20 protein-coding genes and 1 pseudogene are annotated in these 17,923 nt (G+C 49.9%); 9 read left to right on the forward strand and 12 right to left on the reverse strand.

Annotated features, from left to right (window positions below):
• Positions 1-397: 397 nt before the first annotated feature.
• From L350_RS23840 to L350_RS14405, 4 genes are all read left to right on the forward strand, one after another.
• Positions 398-697, forward strand: coding sequence for a hypothetical protein (locus L350_RS23840; RefSeq protein ID WP_050595064.1), 300 nt, complete (start codon positions 398-400; stop codon positions 695-697).
• 41 nt (positions 698-738) lie between these two features.
• Positions 739-1,275: a DUF2806 domain-containing protein gene (locus L350_RS23160; protein WP_240183876.1), complete on the forward strand. Its 537-nt coding sequence runs from the start codon at positions 739-741 to the stop codon at positions 1,273-1,275.
• Positions 1,276-1,491: 216 nt separating this feature from the next.
• Complete coding sequence (locus tag L350_RS14410; protein ID WP_080686357.1) at positions 1,492-2,460, forward strand: IS5-like element IS903B family transposase; 969 nt, start codon at positions 1,492-1,494, stop codon at positions 2,458-2,460.
• Between the two features lie 153 nt (positions 2,461-2,613).
• Entirely contained in the window at positions 2,614-2,814 is a 201-nt protein-coding gene (locus L350_RS14405) for a hypothetical protein (RefSeq protein ID WP_032624490.1), read from the forward strand.
• Positions 2,815-2,856: 42 nt separating this feature from the next.
• Here L350_RS14405 and L350_RS0122315 read toward each other — a convergent pair whose 3' ends face one another.
• Together L350_RS0122315 and L350_RS14400 are read right to left on the reverse strand one after the other, a co-directional pair.
• On the reverse strand, positions 2,857-3,312 hold the full coding sequence (locus tag L350_RS0122315; RefSeq protein WP_032624491.1) for a hypothetical protein: 456 nt from the start codon (positions 3,310-3,312) through the stop codon (positions 2,857-2,859).
• Between the two features lie 130 nt (positions 3,313-3,442).
• A protein-coding gene (locus L350_RS14400; protein WP_085950818.1) for an IS3-like element ISSen4 family transposase occupies positions 3,443-4,563 on the reverse strand; the annotation gives its coding sequence in 2 pieces (ribosomal slippage) (positions 3,443-4,305 and positions 4,305-4,563; 1,122 coding nt in all).
• Between the two features lie 193 nt (positions 4,564-4,756).
• Here L350_RS14400 and L350_RS14390 point away from each other — a divergent pair.
• A complete protein-coding gene (locus L350_RS14390; RefSeq protein WP_032104437.1) occupies positions 4,757-5,146 on the forward strand; it encodes a MysB family protein in 390 nt (129 codons plus the stop codon).
• 7 nt (positions 5,147-5,153) lie between these two features.
• On the opposite strand, the pseudogene L350_RS0122320 reads toward L350_RS14390, so the two are convergent.
• The 3 genes and pseudogenes from L350_RS0122320 to mdoG all read right to left on the reverse strand — a co-directional run bounded on the left by L350_RS0122320 (position 5,154) and on the right by mdoG (position 9,539).
• Positions 5,154-5,380 (reverse strand): annotated as a pseudogene (locus L350_RS0122320) (YceK/YidQ family lipoprotein).
• Between the two features lie 84 nt (positions 5,381-5,464).
• Positions 5,465-7,993 carry a glucans biosynthesis glucosyltransferase MdoH gene (gene mdoH, locus L350_RS14385; protein WP_023299777.1) on the reverse strand — a complete coding sequence of 843 codons (2,529 nt, stop codon included), beginning with the start codon at positions 7,991-7,993 and terminating at the stop codon, positions 5,465-5,467.
• Entirely contained in the window at positions 7,986-9,539 is a 1,554-nt protein-coding gene (gene mdoG, locus L350_RS14380) for a glucans biosynthesis protein MdoG (protein WP_032622136.1), read from the reverse strand. Before mdoG ends, mdoH begins: the two co-directional genes overlap by 8 nt.
• A 255-nt stretch (positions 9,540-9,794) precedes the next feature.
• Between mdoG and mdoC the strand changes: the two genes are divergently transcribed.
• A complete protein-coding gene (gene mdoC / locus L350_RS14375) occupies positions 9,795-10,934 on the forward strand; it encodes a glucans biosynthesis protein MdoC (RefSeq protein ID WP_032624492.1) in 1,140 nt (379 codons plus the stop codon).
• A gap of 41 nt (positions 10,935-10,975) precedes the next feature.
• On the opposite strand, the gene ymdB is transcribed toward mdoC, so the two are convergent.
• From ymdB to L350_RS14345, 6 genes are all read right to left on the reverse strand, one after another.
• Positions 10,976-11,512 (reverse strand): O-acetyl-ADP-ribose deacetylase, encoded by a 537-nt coding sequence (gene ymdB, locus L350_RS14370; RefSeq protein WP_015570849.1) that lies wholly within the window; start codon positions 11,510-11,512, stop codon positions 10,976-10,978.
• A gap of 80 nt (positions 11,513-11,592) precedes the next feature.
• Positions 11,593-11,913, reverse strand: coding sequence for a type 1 fimbrial protein (locus tag L350_RS14365; RefSeq protein ID WP_022647703.1), 321 nt, complete (start codon positions 11,911-11,913; stop codon positions 11,593-11,595).
• Between the two features lie 153 nt (positions 11,914-12,066).
• Positions 12,067-12,399, reverse strand: coding sequence for a curli assembly chaperone CsgC (csgC, locus tag L350_RS14360; RefSeq protein WP_032624493.1), 333 nt, complete (start codon positions 12,397-12,399; stop codon positions 12,067-12,069).
• A 56-nt stretch (positions 12,400-12,455) separates the two neighbouring features.
• Positions 12,456-12,911, reverse strand: a complete 456-nt coding sequence (gene csgA, locus L350_RS14355; RefSeq protein ID WP_003858043.1) for a curli major subunit CsgA — start codon at positions 12,909-12,911, stop codon at positions 12,456-12,458.
• Between the two features lie 39 nt (positions 12,912-12,950).
• Positions 12,951-13,406: a curli minor subunit CsgB gene (csgB, locus tag L350_RS14350; RefSeq protein ID WP_023299774.1), complete on the reverse strand. Its 456-nt coding sequence runs from the start codon at positions 13,404-13,406 to the stop codon at positions 12,951-12,953.
• A 741-nt stretch (positions 13,407-14,147) separates the two neighbouring features.
• On the reverse strand, positions 14,148-15,116 hold the full coding sequence (locus L350_RS14345) for an IS5 family transposase (protein ID WP_074181092.1): 969 nt from the start codon (positions 15,114-15,116) through the stop codon (positions 14,148-14,150).
• A 99-nt stretch (positions 15,117-15,215) separates the two neighbouring features.
• Here L350_RS14345 and csgD point away from each other — a divergent pair, with 99 nt between their 5' ends.
• On the forward strand, positions 15,216-15,866 hold the full coding sequence (csgD, locus tag L350_RS14340) for a biofilm master transcriptional regulator CsgD (protein ID WP_006809293.1): 651 nt from the start codon (positions 15,216-15,218) through the stop codon (positions 15,864-15,866).
• A 4-nt stretch (positions 15,867-15,870) separates the two neighbouring features.
• The gene (gene csgE / locus L350_RS14335) at positions 15,871-16,251 is read left to right on the forward strand and encodes a curli production assembly/transport protein CsgE (protein WP_032624494.1); all 381 of its coding nucleotides are present in this window, start codon (positions 15,871-15,873) and stop codon (positions 16,249-16,251) included.
• A gap of 108 nt (positions 16,252-16,359) precedes the next feature.
• Here csgE and L350_RS14330 read toward each other — a convergent pair whose 3' ends face one another.
• Positions 16,360-17,340, reverse strand: coding sequence for an IS5-like element IS5 family transposase (locus L350_RS14330; protein ID WP_001575870.1), 981 nt, complete (start codon positions 17,338-17,340; stop codon positions 16,360-16,362).
• A gap of 145 nt (positions 17,341-17,485) precedes the next feature.
• On the opposite strand from L350_RS14330, the gene csgF reads away from it, so the two are divergent.
• Positions 17,486-17,902 carry a curli production assembly/transport protein CsgF gene (gene csgF, locus L350_RS14325; protein ID WP_003858054.1) on the forward strand — a complete coding sequence of 139 codons (417 nt, stop codon included), beginning with the start codon at positions 17,486-17,488 and terminating at the stop codon, positions 17,900-17,902.
• Positions 17,903-17,923 lie beyond the last annotated feature (21 nt).

A 17,923-nucleotide genomic window follows, 5' to 3' on the forward strand; every position in this document is an offset into this window, starting at 1 on the left:
CGTCACCAATGATCCATTTTGCCTCTGGTAGTACGCTCTTCCCGATCATAACGTACTCTGAAATGAGTTCAACGCATGTGATATACGTAGGTCTATTCCTTAAGTCCTGGTAGTAGCTAAGGCGACCGATACCCGCACACAGTTCTATGCATTGACCAGTACAGCCAGCGCCGAGTATGAAAACCTATGCAAGCATTTCAGGGAAAAGAAAGCACCAGTAGCACCTATACCATCCCCCTATAGTTATTAAAAATAAATTCTTTGTCTTCATATGTGAGCTGCTTATCCGAGTGGATTAATTCCATCACTTTTATGTGATTAGTAGATTCCTTTTTCGTAAGTCTTGCCATAAAATACTCTTGTACAGTTGTTGTACGGTTATTTAGGAAAAATTAATATGAGTTTAATTAATGTTGATTTCTCTGGACTATCTGAACCTGCAACGAAGCTTGTAGAAAAAATCAGTGATGCCATAGGCGTTCTTTATGAACCAACCAAAATGAAAAATATCGCTAAAGCACAGTCCGAAGTAAAGAAAATTGAATTTCAAAGTTCAATAGAGCTTTCTGATTTAGAAGAGCGAGCTTTGAGGAGAACCATAAATTCACAAGCCAGAAAGCAACGTAATATAGATAGCATAACAATCAAAGCTGAAAAGAGATCGACGAACAAGAGCAAAATGATATTGAGCTCTTAGATGAAGACTGGATTAATCACTTCTTTAATCAGTGTGAAGATATTAGTGATGATATGATGCAAGGGCTTTGGTCGAGAGTATTAACAGGCGAGGCTAAAAAAAATGGTAGTTTTTCAAAAAGAACATTAAATTTCTTATCAACGCTGGATAAAAGAGATGCTGAACTGATTACAACTTTAGGCACAACCGTATGGAATCAGCACAACTTGCCACTACCCATTGTCTTTAGTTATGAGGACGATTCAATCCAAAAAATTGGCTTAAATTATGATTCTTTAAGACACTTAGAGTCAATAGGAGTAATAACATTAGGAAATATGAGTTATTCCGTTCAATTTGAGAAAGATTTTGGTTATTTTATTTACTATGGCAGAACGATTGTGATAAAAATTAACACATCAAATAAGAATCCTTTTTTGCCTAAAAAACCAAATAGTGTTGACATCGGTATGGTACTGTTAACTAACATTGGTCGTGAGCTTATAAGAATTTGTGGTTCCAAGCCAGATGAAGATTACTTTTATTCTACACTGCAGGAATTTATGGAAGAGAACGAAGTTTTCACCCCCTTACAATAAAAATGTTTTTTGTAATACAATCAATCAAAATTCTCTTCGGGGGATTTTACTGCCCCCCAACCATAATCAATAGTACTTGCAGTAGTTGTCCTAATGGTACTTGGATAACCACAATACCAAAGCATCAAGTACAAGTACTATAGAGATCTCTACAGTCGCGATCTTGAGATGTTATACTTCCTGGGGCTTTGTTGAATAAATCGAACTTTTGCTGAGTTGAAGGATCAGATCACGCATCTTCCCGACAACGCAGACCGTTCCGTGGCAAAGCAAAAGTTCAAAATCACCAACTGGCCCACCTACAATAAAGCCTTCATCAACCGTGGCTCCATAACTTTCTGGCTGGATGATGAAGCTATTCAGGCCTGGTATGAGTCAGCAACACCTTCTTCACGAGGCAGACCTCAGCGCTATTCTGACCTTGCCATCACGACTGTGCTGGTCATTAAACGCGTATTCAGGCTGACCCTGCGCGCTGCGCAGGGCTTTATTGATTCCATTTTTTCTCTGATGAACGTTCCGCTACGCTGCCCGGATTACAGCTGTGTCAGCAGGCGGGCAAAGTCGGTTAATGTCAGTTTCAAAACGCCCACCCGGGGTGAAATCGCACACCTGGTAATTGATTCCACCGGGCTGAAGGTCTTCGGTGAAGGCGAGTGGAAAGTCAAAAAGCATGGCCAGGAACGCCGCCGTATCTGGCGTAAGCTGCATCTCGCCGTTGACAGTAAAACACATGAAATCATCTGCGCTGACCTGTCGCTGAACAACGTTACGGACTCAGAGGCCTTCCCCGGGTTAATCCGGCAAACCCACCGGAAAATCAGGTCAGCCGCCGCCGATGGCGCTTACGATACCCGGCTCTGTCACGATGAACTGCGGCGTAAGAAAATCAGCGCGCTTATCCCTCCCCGAAAAGGTGCGGGTTACTGGCCCGGTGAATATGCAGACCGTAACCGTGCAGTGGCTAATCAGCGAATGACCGGGAGTAATGCGCGGTGGAAATGGACAACAGATTACAACCGTCGCTCGATAGCGGAAACGGCGATGTACCGGGTAAAACAGCTGTTCGGGGGTTCACTGACGCTGCGTGACTACGATGGTCAGGTTGCGGAGGCTATGGCCCTGGTACGAGCGCTGAACAAAATGACGAAAGCAGGTATGCCTGAAAGCGTGCGTATTGCCTGAAAACACAACCCGCTACGGGGGAGACTTACCCGAAATCTGATTTATTCAACAAAGCCACTTCCTGGTTGAACCAAAAATTGATCGTGTTGACCTACACAACCAATATCAAAAAAGTGATAACGATATTGTTTCTGATATTCTTAGGATAGTACAATGGAAAAGATGCTTAGCGTGTGGTGGAAAGAATTAGTTAGGCTTGTGATGCAAGTTTATATACCTATTGGTTTAACTTTTATCTTTGGTATACTCGCTGTGACCCTTTGGGAAGATTGCGCATTAATATCTACTGTTATATTCCTGATAGTTGCGTTTATTGTAAGTGATCGTATATTCAAACCAAAAAACAAGCAATAAATTCACTTCAAAACAATTCGCCTCTTTAACGAGGCGATTAACTTATTTCGAAAGTAATTCTTTAAACATACCTGCATGCATTATAGAAACAACAAATGATGAAAATGCTAATGAAGGATATATTTGTTGTAAAGTAGCTGATTCTGAAACCCACTCCATTACAAGAGTTAAGATGTAAAAAGTAATGGTAGAGAATATTAAAAAATACAATATTGTGAATAACCAGCGTAAAGAGCTATTCTGAATATCAAAAAGTTTTGCTATGTATGGTGTTACTAACCCCATAAGCATAGTAGCCCAGCCTGCAAATACCGCGATGATATAGGCCACCACGAAAGTAAAGAAAATCCCAGAGAATGTTAGATCATCACCATACCCAGCTTCAGTTATGTCGTTACGTACACCAACCAATACAATCCCAGCAGGAAGGATTGAGGCTATCAATAACGCCCTTGTTCCAGTAAATGTACGTTTTATTGCTGCTTCGCTTATTGCCATTTGTCGTAACTTCCCTTGTATGAATTAACCTACAGATAATCATGGATAAATGAAGATGCGTTAACATCTTTTAACATGTAGGTTTAGGTATCGGCATGTCCTGACCTGCCCCCACGATTAGATACAACACTCAGTTAGTAACGTCGGAATCTTCATTCTCAGAATGACCCTTTCTCCAGCCCGCTGCAAATTCAGACGGTGTCTGATAATTCAGCGTGGAGTGCGGGCGGCATTCGTTATAATCCTGCCGCCAGTCATTAATAATTTTCCTGGCATGAACGATATCGCTGAACCAGTGCTCATTCAAACATTCATCGCGAAATCGTCCGTTAAAGCTCTCAATAAATCCGTTCTGCGTTGGCTTGCCCGGCTGGATTAAGCGCAACTCAACACCATGCTCAAAGGCCCATTGATCCAGTGCACGGCAAGTGAACTCCGGCCCCTGGTCAGTTCTTATCGTCGCCGGATAGCCTCGAAACAGTGCAATGCTGTCCAGAATACGCGTGACCTGAACGCCTGAAATCCCAAAGGCAACAGTGACCGTCAGGCATTCCTTTGTGAAATCATCGACGCAGGTAAGACACTTGATCCTGCGACCGGTGGAAAGTGCGTCCATGACGAAATCCATCGACCAGGTCAGATTGGGCGCCGCCGGACGGAGCAGCGGCAGACGTTCTGTTGCCAGCCCTTTACGACGTCTTCTGCGTTTTACGCCCAGGCCACTGAGGTGATAAAGCCGGTACACGCGCTTATGATTAACATGAAGCCCTTCACGGCGCAGCAACTGCCAAATACGACGGTAGCCAAAACGCCTGCGCTCCAGTGCCAGCTCAGTGATGCGCCCTGATAAATGCGCATCAGCAGCCGGACGGTGAGCCTCATAGCGGCAGGTCGACAGGGATAAACCTGTAAGCCTGCAGGCACGACGTTGCGACAGACCGGTCGCATCACACATCAACATCACGGCTTCCCGCTTCTGGTCTGTCGTCAGTACTTTCGCCCAAGAGCCACCTGAAGCGCCTCTTTATCCAGCATGGCTTCGGCAAGCAGCTTCTTGAGTCTGGTGTTCTCTTCCTCAAGCGACTTCAGGCGCTTAACTTCAGGCACCTCCATACCGCCATACTTCTTACGCCAGGTGTAAAACGTGGCATCGGAAATGGCATGCTTGCGGCAGAGTTCACGGGCGGGTACCCCAGCTTCGGCTTCGCGGAGAATACTGATGATCTGTTCGTCGGAAAAACGCTTCTTCATGGGGATGTCCTCATGTGGCTTATGAAGACATTACTAACATCGGGGTGTACTAATCAACGGGGAGCAGGTCAGTCTGTCTAAGCCAAAGGCATCAACCTGTTGCATACTTGATACCCTGCTATACACATACGCTTTGACAGTTCGCATTCAGGCACCTATACATTTGATAAACTTAATCATTGAGGAAATCATTATGTCTGATAAAGAATATGTATTTTACAGCACGCTGGAAGAAGCTATCGATGCCGCTCGCGAAGAATTCCTCGCCGATAATCCCGGCATTGAGGAAGAAGATGCTGACGTGCAACAACTCAATATCCAAAAATACGTCCTTCAGGACGGCGATATTATGTGGCAGGCCGAATTCTTTGCTGATGAAGGTGAGGACGGAGAATGTCTGCCGATATTGAGTGGTGAAGGTGCGCAGGCGGTATTCGACGGCGACTATGACGAAATTGAGTTACGTCAGGAGTGGCTGGAAGAAAATACGCTGCATGAATGGGATGAAGGTGAGTTTCAGCTCGAACCGCCGCTGGATACCGAAGAAGGTCAGGCCGCAGCGGACGAATGGGACGAGCGATAAGCTCTCGTTACTCGTAAGGGCCGTGGCTGGATCGATGGGCAGCAGTAGCGTGTCGAAAATCAGCGAAAACGGCAGATCGAGCACGGTGAGATAGCGCCATGCGGAATCGCGGACATCCCACTGTACGCCGGGGTAGTACTGATTCCCGTGGCCCTGTCCGGGAATGGTGCGGCTGATGATGCTGCCGCAGCCGCTGAGCAGGCATGCCATCATGACGACGATGATTACTTTCATTTCTGACCTCTAAAAAAATACCGGCCTCACAGCCGGTATTTTATTTGGCGGGTGGCGCTTCGCTTACCAGCCCTACTTAACAACTTACTTCGCCTTCAGGGCCAGCGGATTCAGCTTCACGTCCTTGTAGTAGTTCACCCACGAAGAGTATCTCTCCGGAGAAGTCCACACGCGGTAGTGAAGCCGTGCCATCGTCACCGGATCGCTCAACAGCACCAGACGACGGTCGCGGTTAAGCTTTTCTGGCGTCTCATTCAGCGCCTGCTCAACGTGGCGATCGCGGGCGATCTCCAGCACCTGGCTGGCGCGGTGACGCGCAGTCGCCATCGCGGTTGCCAGCGCGTTGAATGACGGGTTAAACACGGCGTGCATAAAGCCATCATCCAGCGTGCGTTTGCGGTTCTGCTCCAGATAGGTATCGGTATCCACCAGCACCTGCGGCGGAGAATACTCTTCCGGGATCAGGAACAGCTTCCAGCGTTTGGTACGCAGGCCCACCGTAGAACGGCTGGAGATCACCGACACAAATGGCGACAGGATCAGTGAGAAGACGATTGGCGCCAGCCAGAACAGGAAACGCAGATCCAGCCAGGCCATACCAACGGCCCACACCAGGCCCAGCAGCAGCTGAGAGCCGTGGCGCATAAAGGCCTCACTCCATGGCGTAGAGTCATCGTCACGCTGCGGTGAATTCCACACCACTTCCCATCCCAGGAACGCGCTCACCACGAATACCGTGTGGAACAGCATACGCACCGGTGCCAGCAGGACCGAGAACAGCACTTCCAGCAGCAGTGAAAGGGTTACGCGGCAGAAACCACCGTACTCCTTCGAACCTTTACACCAGATCAGAATGATACTGAGCAGCTTAGGCAGGAACAGCAGCACCATGGTCGACGCGAACAGCGCAATCGCCAGCTCCGGACGCCACTGCGGCCACACCGGGAACAGCTGGCGCGGTTGCAGGAAGTACTGCGGCTCCGTCAGGGCATGCACAACCTGCAACGCGGTCGAGAGTGCCAGGAACATAAACCACAGCGGCGCAGACAGATAGGACATGACGCCCGTCAGGAACACCGCACGGTGAACAGGGTGCATCCCCTTCACCAGGAACAGGCGGAAGTTCATCAGGTTACCGTGACACCAGCGGCGGTCACGCTTGAGCTCATCCAGCAGGTTCGGCGGCAGCTCTTCATACGAGCCCGGCAGATCGTAGGCAATCCAGACGCCCCACCCTGCGCGACGCATCAGCGCGGCTTCCACAAAGTCATGCGACAGAATGGACCCGGCAAACGATCCTTCACCCGGCAGCGGCGCCAGGGCGCAGTGCTCGATGAATGGCTTCACGCGGATAATAGCGTTGTGGCCCCAGTAGTGAGATTCACCCAGCTGCCAGAAGTGCAGACCGGCAGTAAACAGCGGCCCGTAGACGCGGGTCGCAAACTGCTGGCAGCGCGCATATAGCGTGTCCATACCGGACGCTTTTGGCGAGGACTGAATAATACCCGCGTTCGGATTGGCTTCCATCAGACGGACCAGCCCGCTCAGGCAGTCGCCGCTCATCACGGAGTCCGCATCCAGTACCACCATGTAGCTGTACTGGTTACCCCAGCGACGACAGAAGTCATCGATGTTCCCGCTCTTACGCTTAACACGACGACGACGACGACGGTAGAAGATCTGCCCTTCGCCCTGCACTTCAGCAATCAGCTCCATCCAGGCTTTTTGCTCTGCCACGCAGATATCCGGGTTGTAGCTGTCGCTCAGGATGTAGACGTCGAAATGCGCCGCGTTACCGGTCGCCTTTACGGACTCCCAGGTGGCACGCAGCCCGGCGAATACGCGGTCAACATCTTCGTTACAGATAGGCATGATTAGCGCGGTACGGTGCTCAGGATTGAGGGGTTCATCCCCGACCGTCGACGCGGAAATGCTGTATTTGTCACGCCCCATCAGCAGTTGCAGGAAGCCCATCAGCGCCGTCCAGAACCCGGCGGAGACCCAACAGAACAGCACGGCAAACAGCAGAAGGATGCCGCTCTGTAAAATATACGGCAGCAGCTGCATGAAGGAGACCCAGATATCCTGGCCAATCATGTCAGCAGGGTTAATCAATGCCCAGCCCTGGTACGGCAGAATAGTTTTCATGTACCAGGTGGCGACAACCGTCTGTGCCAGCGTCAGCAGCAGCAGAATGTAACGACGAATCGTTCCCACGGTACGCCATTTCTGCTCGGACGCCTGTTGTTCTTTGGTCAGACGTGACAGATAGCGCGGCGTCACGTCACGCCCACGCAGGCGATCCCAGAAGCGACCCACCGGGTTGGTGCGCCACGGATCGGGGAACATAGAGGAACGCGTGGCCTTCGGCATCGCCTGTAGCTGGTCACGCCCTTCGTCATCCTTGATTAACTGCCCTTCTGCCAGCGAGTCTGGCCATGCCTGCTCCAGACGTGCCTTCACTGACCCCAGCGGCGTATCATCATCACGGGAAAAGTGACGATGTTCACCATCCAGCGCGGTGTGAACCGCGCGGATGTCGCTCGCAGGGAGTGCCGCTTTTTCAATGTCCGTTAGCGGCATGGCATCAATATATTCAGATGTATTATTCATTGGCAGGTAGCTGATAGCTCCAGGTTTCACTCAGCGGCTTATCGTTACTGACCAGCGCGGCGCGCATTTCAGTGGTCTGTTTCGGATCTTTCACCTTCACGCGCAGGGTCAAACGCCACCCTTTGGTGACCGGATTGTAACGCACGGCGTTCTCAACGATTTCACCGTTATCGCCAATGCTGGCCTGTGCCGTCACGGCAGTATCCGGCGCCAGTTTTTTCATATCCTGCCCGGTGAAGTCCACGATAAATGCCAGCGTGCCATCCGGCTGACGAATCAGGTTGGACTGCTTCACGTCCCCCGTAGAACGACGCGTCTGCATCACATACGCGTTATCCGGTGCGTGCAGTTTGTCTTCGTCACGGCTGAAGGTGATCGCATACTTGAAGTTCATCTCTTTACCGGCTTCAGGCAGCTGATCCGGTGTCCAGTACGCCACGATGTTATCGTTGGTTTCATCATTGGTTGGAATTTCAACCAACTCAACCTTGCCTTTACCCCAGTCGCCTTTCGGTGTAACCCAGGCGCTTGGGCGCAGATCGTAGCGGTCGTCCAGATCTTCAAAGCGGGAGAACTGACGGCCACGTTGCAGCAGACCAAAGCCCTGCGGGTTTTCCATCGCAAAGCTGCTGACGGCGAGGTGTTTCGGGTTGTTCAGCGGACGCCAGATCCACTCGCCGTTACCAGCATGAATGGAAAGGCCATTAGAATCATGCAGTTGAGGGCGGAAGTTAGTCGCCGGAGACGGCTGATTCGGCCCGAACAGGAACATGCTGGTCAGCGGCGCGACGCCCAGTTTGCCCACTTTATCGCGCAGGTAAACTTTAGACTGCACGTCAACCACCGTGTCACGCCCTGGCATGATCACGAAGCGATAAGCGCCTGTCGCACGAGGGGAGTCCAGCAGCGCATAAATTGTCAGACGTTTGTCGGTTGGTTTTGGACGTTCGATCCAGAACTCGCGAAAACGTGGAAATTCTTCACCTGATGGCAGCGCGGTATCAATTGCCAGACCGCGCGCAGAAAGCCCGTACACCTGCCCCGCGCCAATCACGCGGAAGTAGCTGGCGCCAAGCATGCTGACGATTTCGTCGTTTTTATCTTTGCTGTTAATCGGGTAAAGCACCTTGAAGCCTGCGAAGCCGAGGTCTTTCACCGTGTCTTTATCGTGTTGCACATCGCCAAAATTGAAATAATCCGGGCTGTACTTGATTTTACGTACCGCGGTCGCCGTCACTTCATTGATGGCAACCGGCGTGTCGAAGTACATACCCTGGTGGTAAAATTCAAGCTTGAACGGGGTTTTAATATTGTTCCAGTACGCTTTATCGTGATTGAACTGGATCTGCTGATAGTCCGCGTATTTCATGTCGCGGAAAACGGAGGGCAGGTTACTTTTTGGCGCTTCGTAGCTCTTGCCCGCCATCGATTTAGCCTGTTTTGCGACATCATCGATGTTAAAGGCCAGTGCAGATGAGGTATACAGTGACAACAGCACTGCTACACCCAACCAACGCATTTTCATCATTTGTGGTTTATGTTTCATAATAAGTAAGCACTTCCCCCTTTGTGTGCTTATATCGATCCGATCCATTTTAATGGAAACTCAGGCAATCCGACAACATTATCACTGCTTTGTTCAGCTCGCTGGCTCATGGATTAAGCAAATGAAAGAACCCGCTTTTCACTTTGCGTGCTTATCCTGGAGACAGGGTGTCGGTCTTGGTGTAGGGTTGGCTCCGAATGTAACCATTATGAGCCTTAGGGATAAGGCGAAAAGTCTGAGAATGCGCAAAGTTATATGAGCACAACCCCTGTACAACGTGAATATTTCCTCGACTCGATCCGCGCATGGCTCATGCTATTGGGGATCCCTTTTCATATTTCACTGATCTATTCCAGCCACACCTGGCATGTGAACAGCCAGATGCCCTCCTGGTGGCTGACGCTGTTCAATGATTTTATCCATGCCTTCCGCATGCAGGTGTTTTTCGTCATTTCAGGCTATTTCTCTTACATGCTCTTCTTGCGCTATCCCCTCAAGCGGTGGTGGAAAGTGCGCGTGGAGCGCGTGGGCATACCAATGTTGACGGCCATTCCGCTGCTGACGCTGCCGCAGTTCATCATGTTGCAGCATGTTAAAGGCAAGGCGGAAAACTGGCCTAATCTCTCGTTCTATGAGAAATACAACACCCTGGTCTGGGAGCTGATTTCCCACCTCTGGTTCCTGCTGGTACTGGTGGTGCTAACCACGGTGAGTTTGCTGATCTTCACTCAACTGCGCCAGCGCGCGAGCGCCGCAACCTCGACCTTCTTCGCCAACATCACCCTGGGCAAGCTGTCGCTGCTGTTTCTTGCGCTGGGGGTCGCGTATGCCGCCGTCAGGCGTACGCTGCTCATTGTCTACCCTCCCATTCTGAGCGATGGGCTGTTTAATTTCGTGGTGATGCAGACCCTGTTCTACATTCCCTTCTTCCTGATTGGGGCGCTGGCATTTATTCATCCCCGGCTTAAAGCGCTGTTTACCACCCCCTCCCCCTGGTGTGCGGTGGGTGCTGCGCTGGCCTTTGCCGCCTATCTTCTCAATCAGCGCTTTGGCAGCGGGGACGCGTGGATGTATGAGACAGAGAGCGTGATAACGATGCTGATGGGCCTGTGGATGGTTAACGTGGTGTTCGCCCTTGGCCATCGTCTGCTGAATTTTAAATCAAGTCGCGTCACCTATTTCGTTAATGCTTCACTGTTTATCTACCTGGTCCACCATCCGCTGACGCTGTTTTTCGGGGCGTACATTACGCCGCATATCAAATCGAATGCGCTGGGCTTCTTCACCGGTCTGGTCTTTGTGGTTGGCATTGCCATCGTGTTGTATGAAATCCACCTGCGGATCCCGCTTTTGCGTTTCCTGTTCTCAGGCAAACCTCAGGTTAAAGCGGGATAACAAAACGGCGCCTCCAGGGCGCCGTTTTTGCTTTTCAGACATCAAAATGCCTGGCTGCGCGCGGTCAAAATCCGCTGATACAGGTCGGCGGTGTGCTCATCGAAACAGACAAAAATGACTTTTTCCGGCATGGGTTTGAGGGAAAGGTAGTGATAAACGGTATTCACGGCGATCGTAGCTGCCGCTTCCTTTGGATAACCGTAAACCCCGGTGCTAATGGCGGGGAATGCCATGGTCTTATAGCCGTTATCTGCCGCAAGCCGCAGGCAGTTACGATAAGCCTGCTCCAGAATCTCAGCCTCATGGCGGTCGCCACCGTGCCAGACGGGTCCAACGGTATGGATCACCGCTTTGGCCGGGAGATCGCCCGCAAGCGTAATAACAGCATGCCCCGGCGGGCACTCTCCCTGCTGCTGGCGCACGGTTTTGCATGCTTCAAGGAGCTGAGGGCCCGCGGCCCGGTGAATGGCACCGTCTACCCCGCCCCCACCCATCAGGGAGGAATTGGCTGCGTTGACGATCACGTCAACGTGCACCGTCGTGATATCGCCATGAATAACGTCGATTTGCGGTCTCATAAACACCCTCTGCAACCCGCCTTTTTCATCAGTGTATCGCAGAGGGAGAAGGAGAAAAACTGTCGCGAAAAAAACGGCGATTAACGGTAATCCACCTGAACGACCGCAAGCGTTTTCTTTTCATTCAGGTATTTCATGGTGACAGCGGCCAGCGCTGAGTGAGGATGATGGCCCCGGAGCGCCTCGTCATAACTGATGGTATGCGTTTTCATACGGTTATTTTCCGGGCAGGAAATTGCAAACTGCTGATGCCGGGGCGTGACTTCGCACGGGTCAGCGACCACCGCGCCACGAAAATGAATCACCCCACCATTCTCTATAGTTGCTGAATAAGCCGGAGAAAAAAAAGAGGACAGGATCAGTCCCAGACCAGAAATAATACACGCTGCGGATTTGAACATTATTTGTACTCCTCAATGAAATTCGTCCTTGAGGGGTAAAAACGCTCCGTTATGACGTATCAATTTAAGCAACCCGTTTGCTGGGTTCTTGATATCAGCATAGCTTACCTGTGCAGCGCCGCCACTTTATTAAATCATTGATTTTATGAATGATTAAAGCGTACTTGCCGATGCGTTCCACTGCTGTGATAAATGAAGCGATTTTCCATCGGAAACGGTGACGATTATTTTTACCGCATCCCCTGAGCGAATATTTAAACTGATTCGCGTTAGATCAATCGGCTGATTAGCGGGTATAAAAAGAGTATTTTTCTGCCGCGATGTACTTTGTCCCCCCTGCCCCTGCCGGACAGATAACACCTCAACCTGACATTCGCAGGCGTCTGCCAGCGTGACCTGAGGAATAATGGTTGTCACATTTGCCTGCTGTGAAGTACTGAACGTTATCTGGCTGGCAAGCGCGGCAAGGAGAATGAATGTGCTCATGAGATCCTCCCGAAAAAAAACAGGGCGCATGCCCTGTTTTTTGGTACAGAAATGAATCAGTACTGGTGTGCGGTCGCGTTGTTGCCGAAGCCAACCTGGTGCACAGTCACCGTTGAGCCAGACGCTGTCTGGTCTACCGCCGCGCCGTTGCCGCCGCCGAACTGTTTCACGTTGATAACAGAATCTTTGCTATTCCACTGGTCGATGGTGGCGCTGTTACCAAAGCCTTTTTGCAGCAGATCGATAGAACTGTCATCAGAGCCCTGGCCAACGTCTGCGCCGTTACCGCCACCATGCTGGGTAATGGTCAATTCAGAATCTCGGGCGTCCGTCTGCAAAGCAAGCGCGGAGTTACCGCCGCCGTACTGGTAAATGCTCAGGGTTGAGTCAGGGCCGTTATTGCCGCCACCCCAGCCACCACCGTGACCGCCGCCAAATTGTGGTACCGCACCTGCGAAAGCACTGCCAGAAACTACGATTGCTGCAATAACTGCCACTTTGAAAAGTTTCATGGTAAACCCCCATCGGATTGATTAAGGCGTCACACATCGCTAGCGTTGAATAACGCGAATAGCCATTTGCGACTGTCTCTGTACTACAACTGCTGTTTTCTGCGTACCATACTGCGTTATATTCGCCCTGTTACCCGAGCCTTTCTGGATAATCATGGCGGTGTTGCCAAAAGCGCCCTGCTTAATACTCGCATCGTTGCCGTTGCCGGTCTGATCGATATAAGCAAGGTTATACGTCCCTGACTGATCAACATTCGCGCGGTTATTCCCGCCCTCCTGGGAAATAACGGACAGCAATTTAGAACCGCCCTGGCGTACATCAGCATTATTTCCTGAACCCTGTTGACCAATAATGGCTGCCTGATTGTATGAAGCTTTACTTAATTCATTTATCGCAAAATTATATTCAGAACTGGCTAAATCTGAATCACCTGCGATTACAAACCCAGGCGCACCCAGTAATGTAAACATCATAAACAACGTTTTGTTTTTCATGCTGTCACCCTGGACCTGGCTATAAAAAAGGTATTCCTTACTCCGTTAACGCGATTCGTTTTGTTAACGCCGCGTTACGGAAAAGAGTATGTCTGCCGAAACATGTTTAATATCTCACCCGTGCGCCTTATTTTTATATTCCCCTTCACCTCAAAGTCGTAAATCTCGCCTGAAACGACGGGATACTCGCCTAAAGCAGAAACCAAAAATGTCTTCCTGCGCTTGTACAACAGCGAGACAGGTTGTCCAACCTGTACCGGCTTCTTCAGACAAAAACGACAATGCCCTTTGTCACGCGCGTGACACGAAGCAAGTTTTCTTAAGAAAAAATTCCGGCTTAGGGAAGTCTTATGTTTTTAGCAGAGTTCATACTTTTTACCGGTTGGCTTACAATAATAAAAAACCAGATAATACAACTCATTATAATATACCGTATGGTTTTTAAAATCTGTGCACGTTTATACACCTGTACAACTTTCCCCTTATCTTAAAAACTATTAACCCTGCAAAATACACAAATAAATATCGAATTTTACATTCTGTTACACGATTAACACTTGCTTTAAAGTTTGCAATAGCTAGATTGAAAACAGCAGTACGTTATTTGTTTTTAATTTTACCGCCTCCTTTGGAGGAAGGTTTTTTAACTACACACAGCAGTGCCACACCTGCAGTACTTCTGGTGGGCTTTGTTGAATAAATCAGATTTCGGGTAAATCTCCCCCGTAGCGGGTTGTGTTTTCAGGCAATACGCACGCTTTCAGGCATACCTGCTTTCGTCATTTTGTTCAGCGCTCGTACCAGGGCCATAGCCTCCGCAACCTGACCATCGTAGTCACGCAGCGTCAGTGAACCCCCGAACAGCTGTTTTACCCGGTACATCGCCGTTTCCGCTATCGAGCGACGGTTGTAATCTGTTGTCCATTTCCACCGCGCATTACTCCCGGTCATTCGCTGATTAGCCACTGCACGGTTACGGTCTGCATATTCACCGGGCCAGTAACCCGCACCTTTTCGGGGAGGGATAAGGGCGCTGATTTTCTTACGCCGCAGTTCATCGTGACAGAGCCGGGTGTCGTAAGCGCCGTCTGCCGATGCTGCCCTGATTTTTCTGTGAGTCTGCCGGATAAGACCCGGGAAGGCTTCTGAGTCCGTCACATTGTTCAGCGACAGGTCTGCACAGATGATTTCATGTGTTTTGCTGTCAACTGCCAGATGCAACTTTCGCCATATACGACGGCGTTCTTTGCCGTGTTTTTTGACTTTCCATTCGCCTTCACCAAAGACCTTCAGCCCGGTGGAATCAATCACCAGATGCGCGATTTCACCTCGGGTGAACGTTTTGAAACTGACATTAACCGACTTTGCGCGCTTGCTGACACTGGTGTAATCCGGGCAGCGCAACGGAACATTCATCAGTGTAAAAATGGAATCAATAAAACCCTGTGCAGCCCGCAGGGTCAACCTGAACACGCGTTTAATGACCAGAACGGTGGTGATGGCGAGATCAGAATAGCGCTGAGGTCTTCCCCGTGATGAAGGCGTTGCCGACTCATACCAGGCCTGAATAGCTTCATCATCCAGCCAGAAAGTTATGGAGCCACGGTTGATGAGGGCTTTATTGTAGGTGGGCCAGTTGGTGATTTTGAACTTTTGCTTTGCCACGGAACGGTCTGCGTTGTCGGGAAGATGCGTGATCTGATCCTTCAACTCAGCAAAAGTTCGATTTATTCAACAAAGCCCTTCTGGTGCCCTTTTCAATAATACGAGGGCAGCTGCCGGGTGTCATAAATAACGTGGGGTTTCATCATGTTTAATGAAGTCCATAGCTTACCCGGTCATACATTATTGTTGATCACAAAACCTTCCTTACAAGCGACAGCGTTATTGCAGCATTTAAAACAATGCCTGTCACTTAACGGGAAACTTCATAACATTCAACGTTCTTTTGATGATATCGCTCCTGGCAGCATCATTCTTCTCGATATGATGGAAGCGGATAAAAAACTGATCCATTACTGGCAAGATAATTTAAGCAGGAAAAACAATAATATCCGCGTATTGTTATTGAATACGCCTGATGAGTATCCTTTCCGCGAAATTGAGAGCTGGCCGCATATTAACGGCGTGTTTTACGTTACAGAAGAAGAAAACCGTGTCGTGGAGGGTTTGCAGGGCATATTGCGGGGGGAGTGTTATTTCTCGCAAAAACTGGCCAGCTACCTCATTACCCACTCCGGAAATTATCGCTATAACAGTTCGGAATCGGCCCTTCTGACGCACCGTGAGAAAGAGATCCTGAACAAACTGCGTATTGGTGCTTCAAATATTGAAATCGCCCGTTCGTTATTTATCAGCGAAAATACGGTTAAGACGCATCTTTATAATCTTTTCAAAAAGATAGCTGTTAAAAATCGCACGCAGGCGGTGTCGTGGGCAAACGATAACCTCAGGCGTTAATAGCATGAAACGCACCCTAAGTTGGATTGCCGCCGCAGGCATTATGCTTGCTGCCGGAAACCTTCAGGCTGTTGAGGTGGAAGTTCCTGGACTGTTGACCGACCACACCGTCACCTCTGTCGGACACGATTTTTATCGTGCCTTCAGCGATAAGTGGGAAAGCGATTATCCGGGTAATTTAACCATCAACGAACGGCCCAGTGCGCGGTGGGGAAGCTGGATCACAATAACCGCTAATCAGGACGTTATTTACCAGACTTTTTTATTCCCAACGAAAAGAGACTTCGATCAGAACGTCGCTTTCGCACTGGCACAAACAGAAGAAGCTATTAACCGCCTACAGTTAGGGAAGGTGCGAATAAGCGGGGAAATTCTTCTCGGCTGACTCAGTCATTTCATTTCTTCATGTTTGAGCCGATTTTTTCTCCCGTAAATGCCTTGAATCAGCCTATTTAGACCGTTTCTTCGCCATTTAAGGCGTTATCCCCAGTTTTTAGTGAGATCTCTCCCACTGACGTATCATTTGGTCCGCCCGAAACAGGTTGGCCAGCGTGAATAACATCGCCAGTTGGTTATCGTTTTTCAGCAACCCCTTGTATCTGGCTTTCACGAAGCCGAACTGTCGCTTGATGATGCGAAATGGGTGCTCCACCTTGGCCCGGATGCTGGCTTTCATGTATTCGATGTTGATGGCCGTTTTGTTCTTGCGTGGATGCTGTTTCAAGGTTCTTACCTTGCCGGGGCGCTCGGCGATCAGCCAGTCCACATCCACCTCGGCCAGCTCCTCGCGCTGTGGCGCCCCTTGGTAGCCGGCATCGGCTGAGACAAATTGCTCCTCTCCATGCAGCAGATTACCCAGCTGATTGAGGTCATGCTCGTTGGCCGCGGTGGTGACTAGGCTGTGGGTCAGGCCACTCTTGGCATCGACACCAATGTGGGCCTTCATGCCAAAGTGCCACTGATTGCCTTTCTTGGTCTGATGCATCTCCGGATCGCGTTGCTGCTCTTTGTTCTTGGTCGAGCTGGGTGCCTCAATGATGGTGGCATCGACCAAGGTGCCTTGAGTCATCATGACGCCTGCTTCGGCCAGCCAGCGATTGATGGTCTTGAACAATTGGCGGGCCAGTTGATGCTGCTCCAGCAGGTGGCGGAAATTCATGATGGTGGTGCGGTCCGGCAAGGCGCTATCCAGGGATAACCGGGCAAACAGACGCATGGAGGCGATTTCGTACAGGGCATCTTCCATGGCACCGTCGCTCAGGTTGTACCAATGCTGCATGCAGTGAATACGCAGCATGGTCTCCAGCGGATAGGGCCGTCGGCCATTGCCCGCCTTGGGATAAAACGGCTTGATGACAGCGGTCATATTCTGCCATGGCAGAATCTGCTCCATGCGGGAGAGGAAAATCTCTTTTCGGGTCTGACGGCGCTTAGTGCTGAATTCACTATCGGCGAAGGTGAGTTGATGACTCATGATGTCCCTCTGGGATGCGCTCCGGATGAATATGATGATCTCATATCAGGAACTTGTTCGCACCTTCCTTAGATAAAGCCCTTTTGAGCACAGGCGATTTAGCAAAAGATGAGTTCTAGCAACGACACCTATTTCGGAGGCTGTAATGCGTCTCGCACACACAGTGATTTCGTTAATGCTCATTGCGCCGTTGAGTTGGGCCGGAAATATGACATTCCAGTTCCGCAACCCTAATTTTGGCGGCAACCCGAATAACGGAGCCTTTATGCTTAACCAGGCGCAGGCTCAAAATTCCTATAAAGACCCCAGCTATGACGATGATTTCGGTATCGAGACCCCGTCAGCTTTGGATAATTTTACTCAGGCCATCCAGTCGCAAATATTAGGTGGTTTATTAACCAACATTAATACCGGAAAACCCGGCCGGATGGTCACTAACGACTTTATCGTCGATATTGCCAATAAAGACGGGCAGCTTCAGTTAAATGTGACAGACCGAAAAACCGGTAAGACGTCGACAATCCAGGTTTCCGGTTTGCAGACCAGTTCAACTGATTTCTAAACGACCCCGAAATAAGGACAA

The organism is Enterobacter sp. MGH 4 (genome assembly GCF_000534735.1).
In the GTDB taxonomy this organism is placed as follows: Bacteria; Pseudomonadota; Gammaproteobacteria; order Enterobacterales; family Enterobacteriaceae; genus Enterobacter; species Enterobacter intestinihominis.

Coding starts and splice junctions, on each gene's coding strand:
- L350_RS23840 (WP_050595064.1), top strand. CDS start 398: ATGAGTTTAATTAATGTTGATTTCTCTGGACTATCTGAACCTGCAACG.
- L350_RS14405 (WP_032624490.1), top strand. CDS start 2,614: ATGGAAAAGATGCTTAGCGTGTGGTGGAAAGAATTAGTTAGGCTTGTG.
- L350_RS0122315 (WP_032624491.1), bottom strand. CDS start 3,312: ATGGCAATAAGCGAAGCAGCAATAAAACGTACATTTACTGGAACAAGG.
- L350_RS14390 (WP_032104437.1), top strand. CDS start 4,757: ATGTCTGATAAAGAATATGTATTTTACAGCACGCTGGAAGAAGCTATC.
- mdoH (WP_023299777.1), bottom strand. CDS start 7,993: ATGAATAATACATCTGAATATATTGATGCCATGCCGCTAACGGACATT.
- mdoG (WP_032622136.1), bottom strand. CDS start 9,539: ATGAAACATAAACCACAAATGATGAAAATGCGTTGGTTGGGTGTAGCA.
- mdoC (WP_032624492.1), top strand. CDS start 9,795: ATGAGCACAACCCCTGTACAACGTGAATATTTCCTCGACTCGATCCGC.
- ymdB (WP_015570849.1), bottom strand. CDS start 11,512: ATGAGACCGCAAATCGACGTTATTCATGGCGATATCACGACGGTGCAC.
- L350_RS14365 (WP_022647703.1), bottom strand. CDS start 11,913: ATGTTCAAATCCGCAGCGTGTATTATTTCTGGTCTGGGACTGATCCTG.
- csgC (WP_032624493.1), bottom strand. CDS start 12,399: ATGAGCACATTCATTCTCCTTGCCGCGCTTGCCAGCCAGATAACGTTC.
- csgA (WP_003858043.1), bottom strand. CDS start 12,911: ATGAAACTTTTCAAAGTGGCAGTTATTGCAGCAATCGTAGTTTCTGGC.
- csgB (WP_023299774.1), bottom strand. CDS start 13,406: ATGAAAAACAAAACGTTGTTTATGATGTTTACATTACTGGGTGCGCCT.
- csgD (WP_006809293.1), top strand. CDS start 15,216: ATGTTTAATGAAGTCCATAGCTTACCCGGTCATACATTATTGTTGATC.
- csgE (WP_032624494.1), top strand. CDS start 15,871: ATGAAACGCACCCTAAGTTGGATTGCCGCCGCAGGCATTATGCTTGCT.
- L350_RS14330 (WP_001575870.1), bottom strand. CDS start 17,340: ATGAGTCATCAACTCACCTTCGCCGATAGTGAATTCAGCACTAAGCGC.
- csgF (WP_003858054.1), top strand. CDS start 17,486: ATGCGTCTCGCACACACAGTGATTTCGTTAATGCTCATTGCGCCGTTG.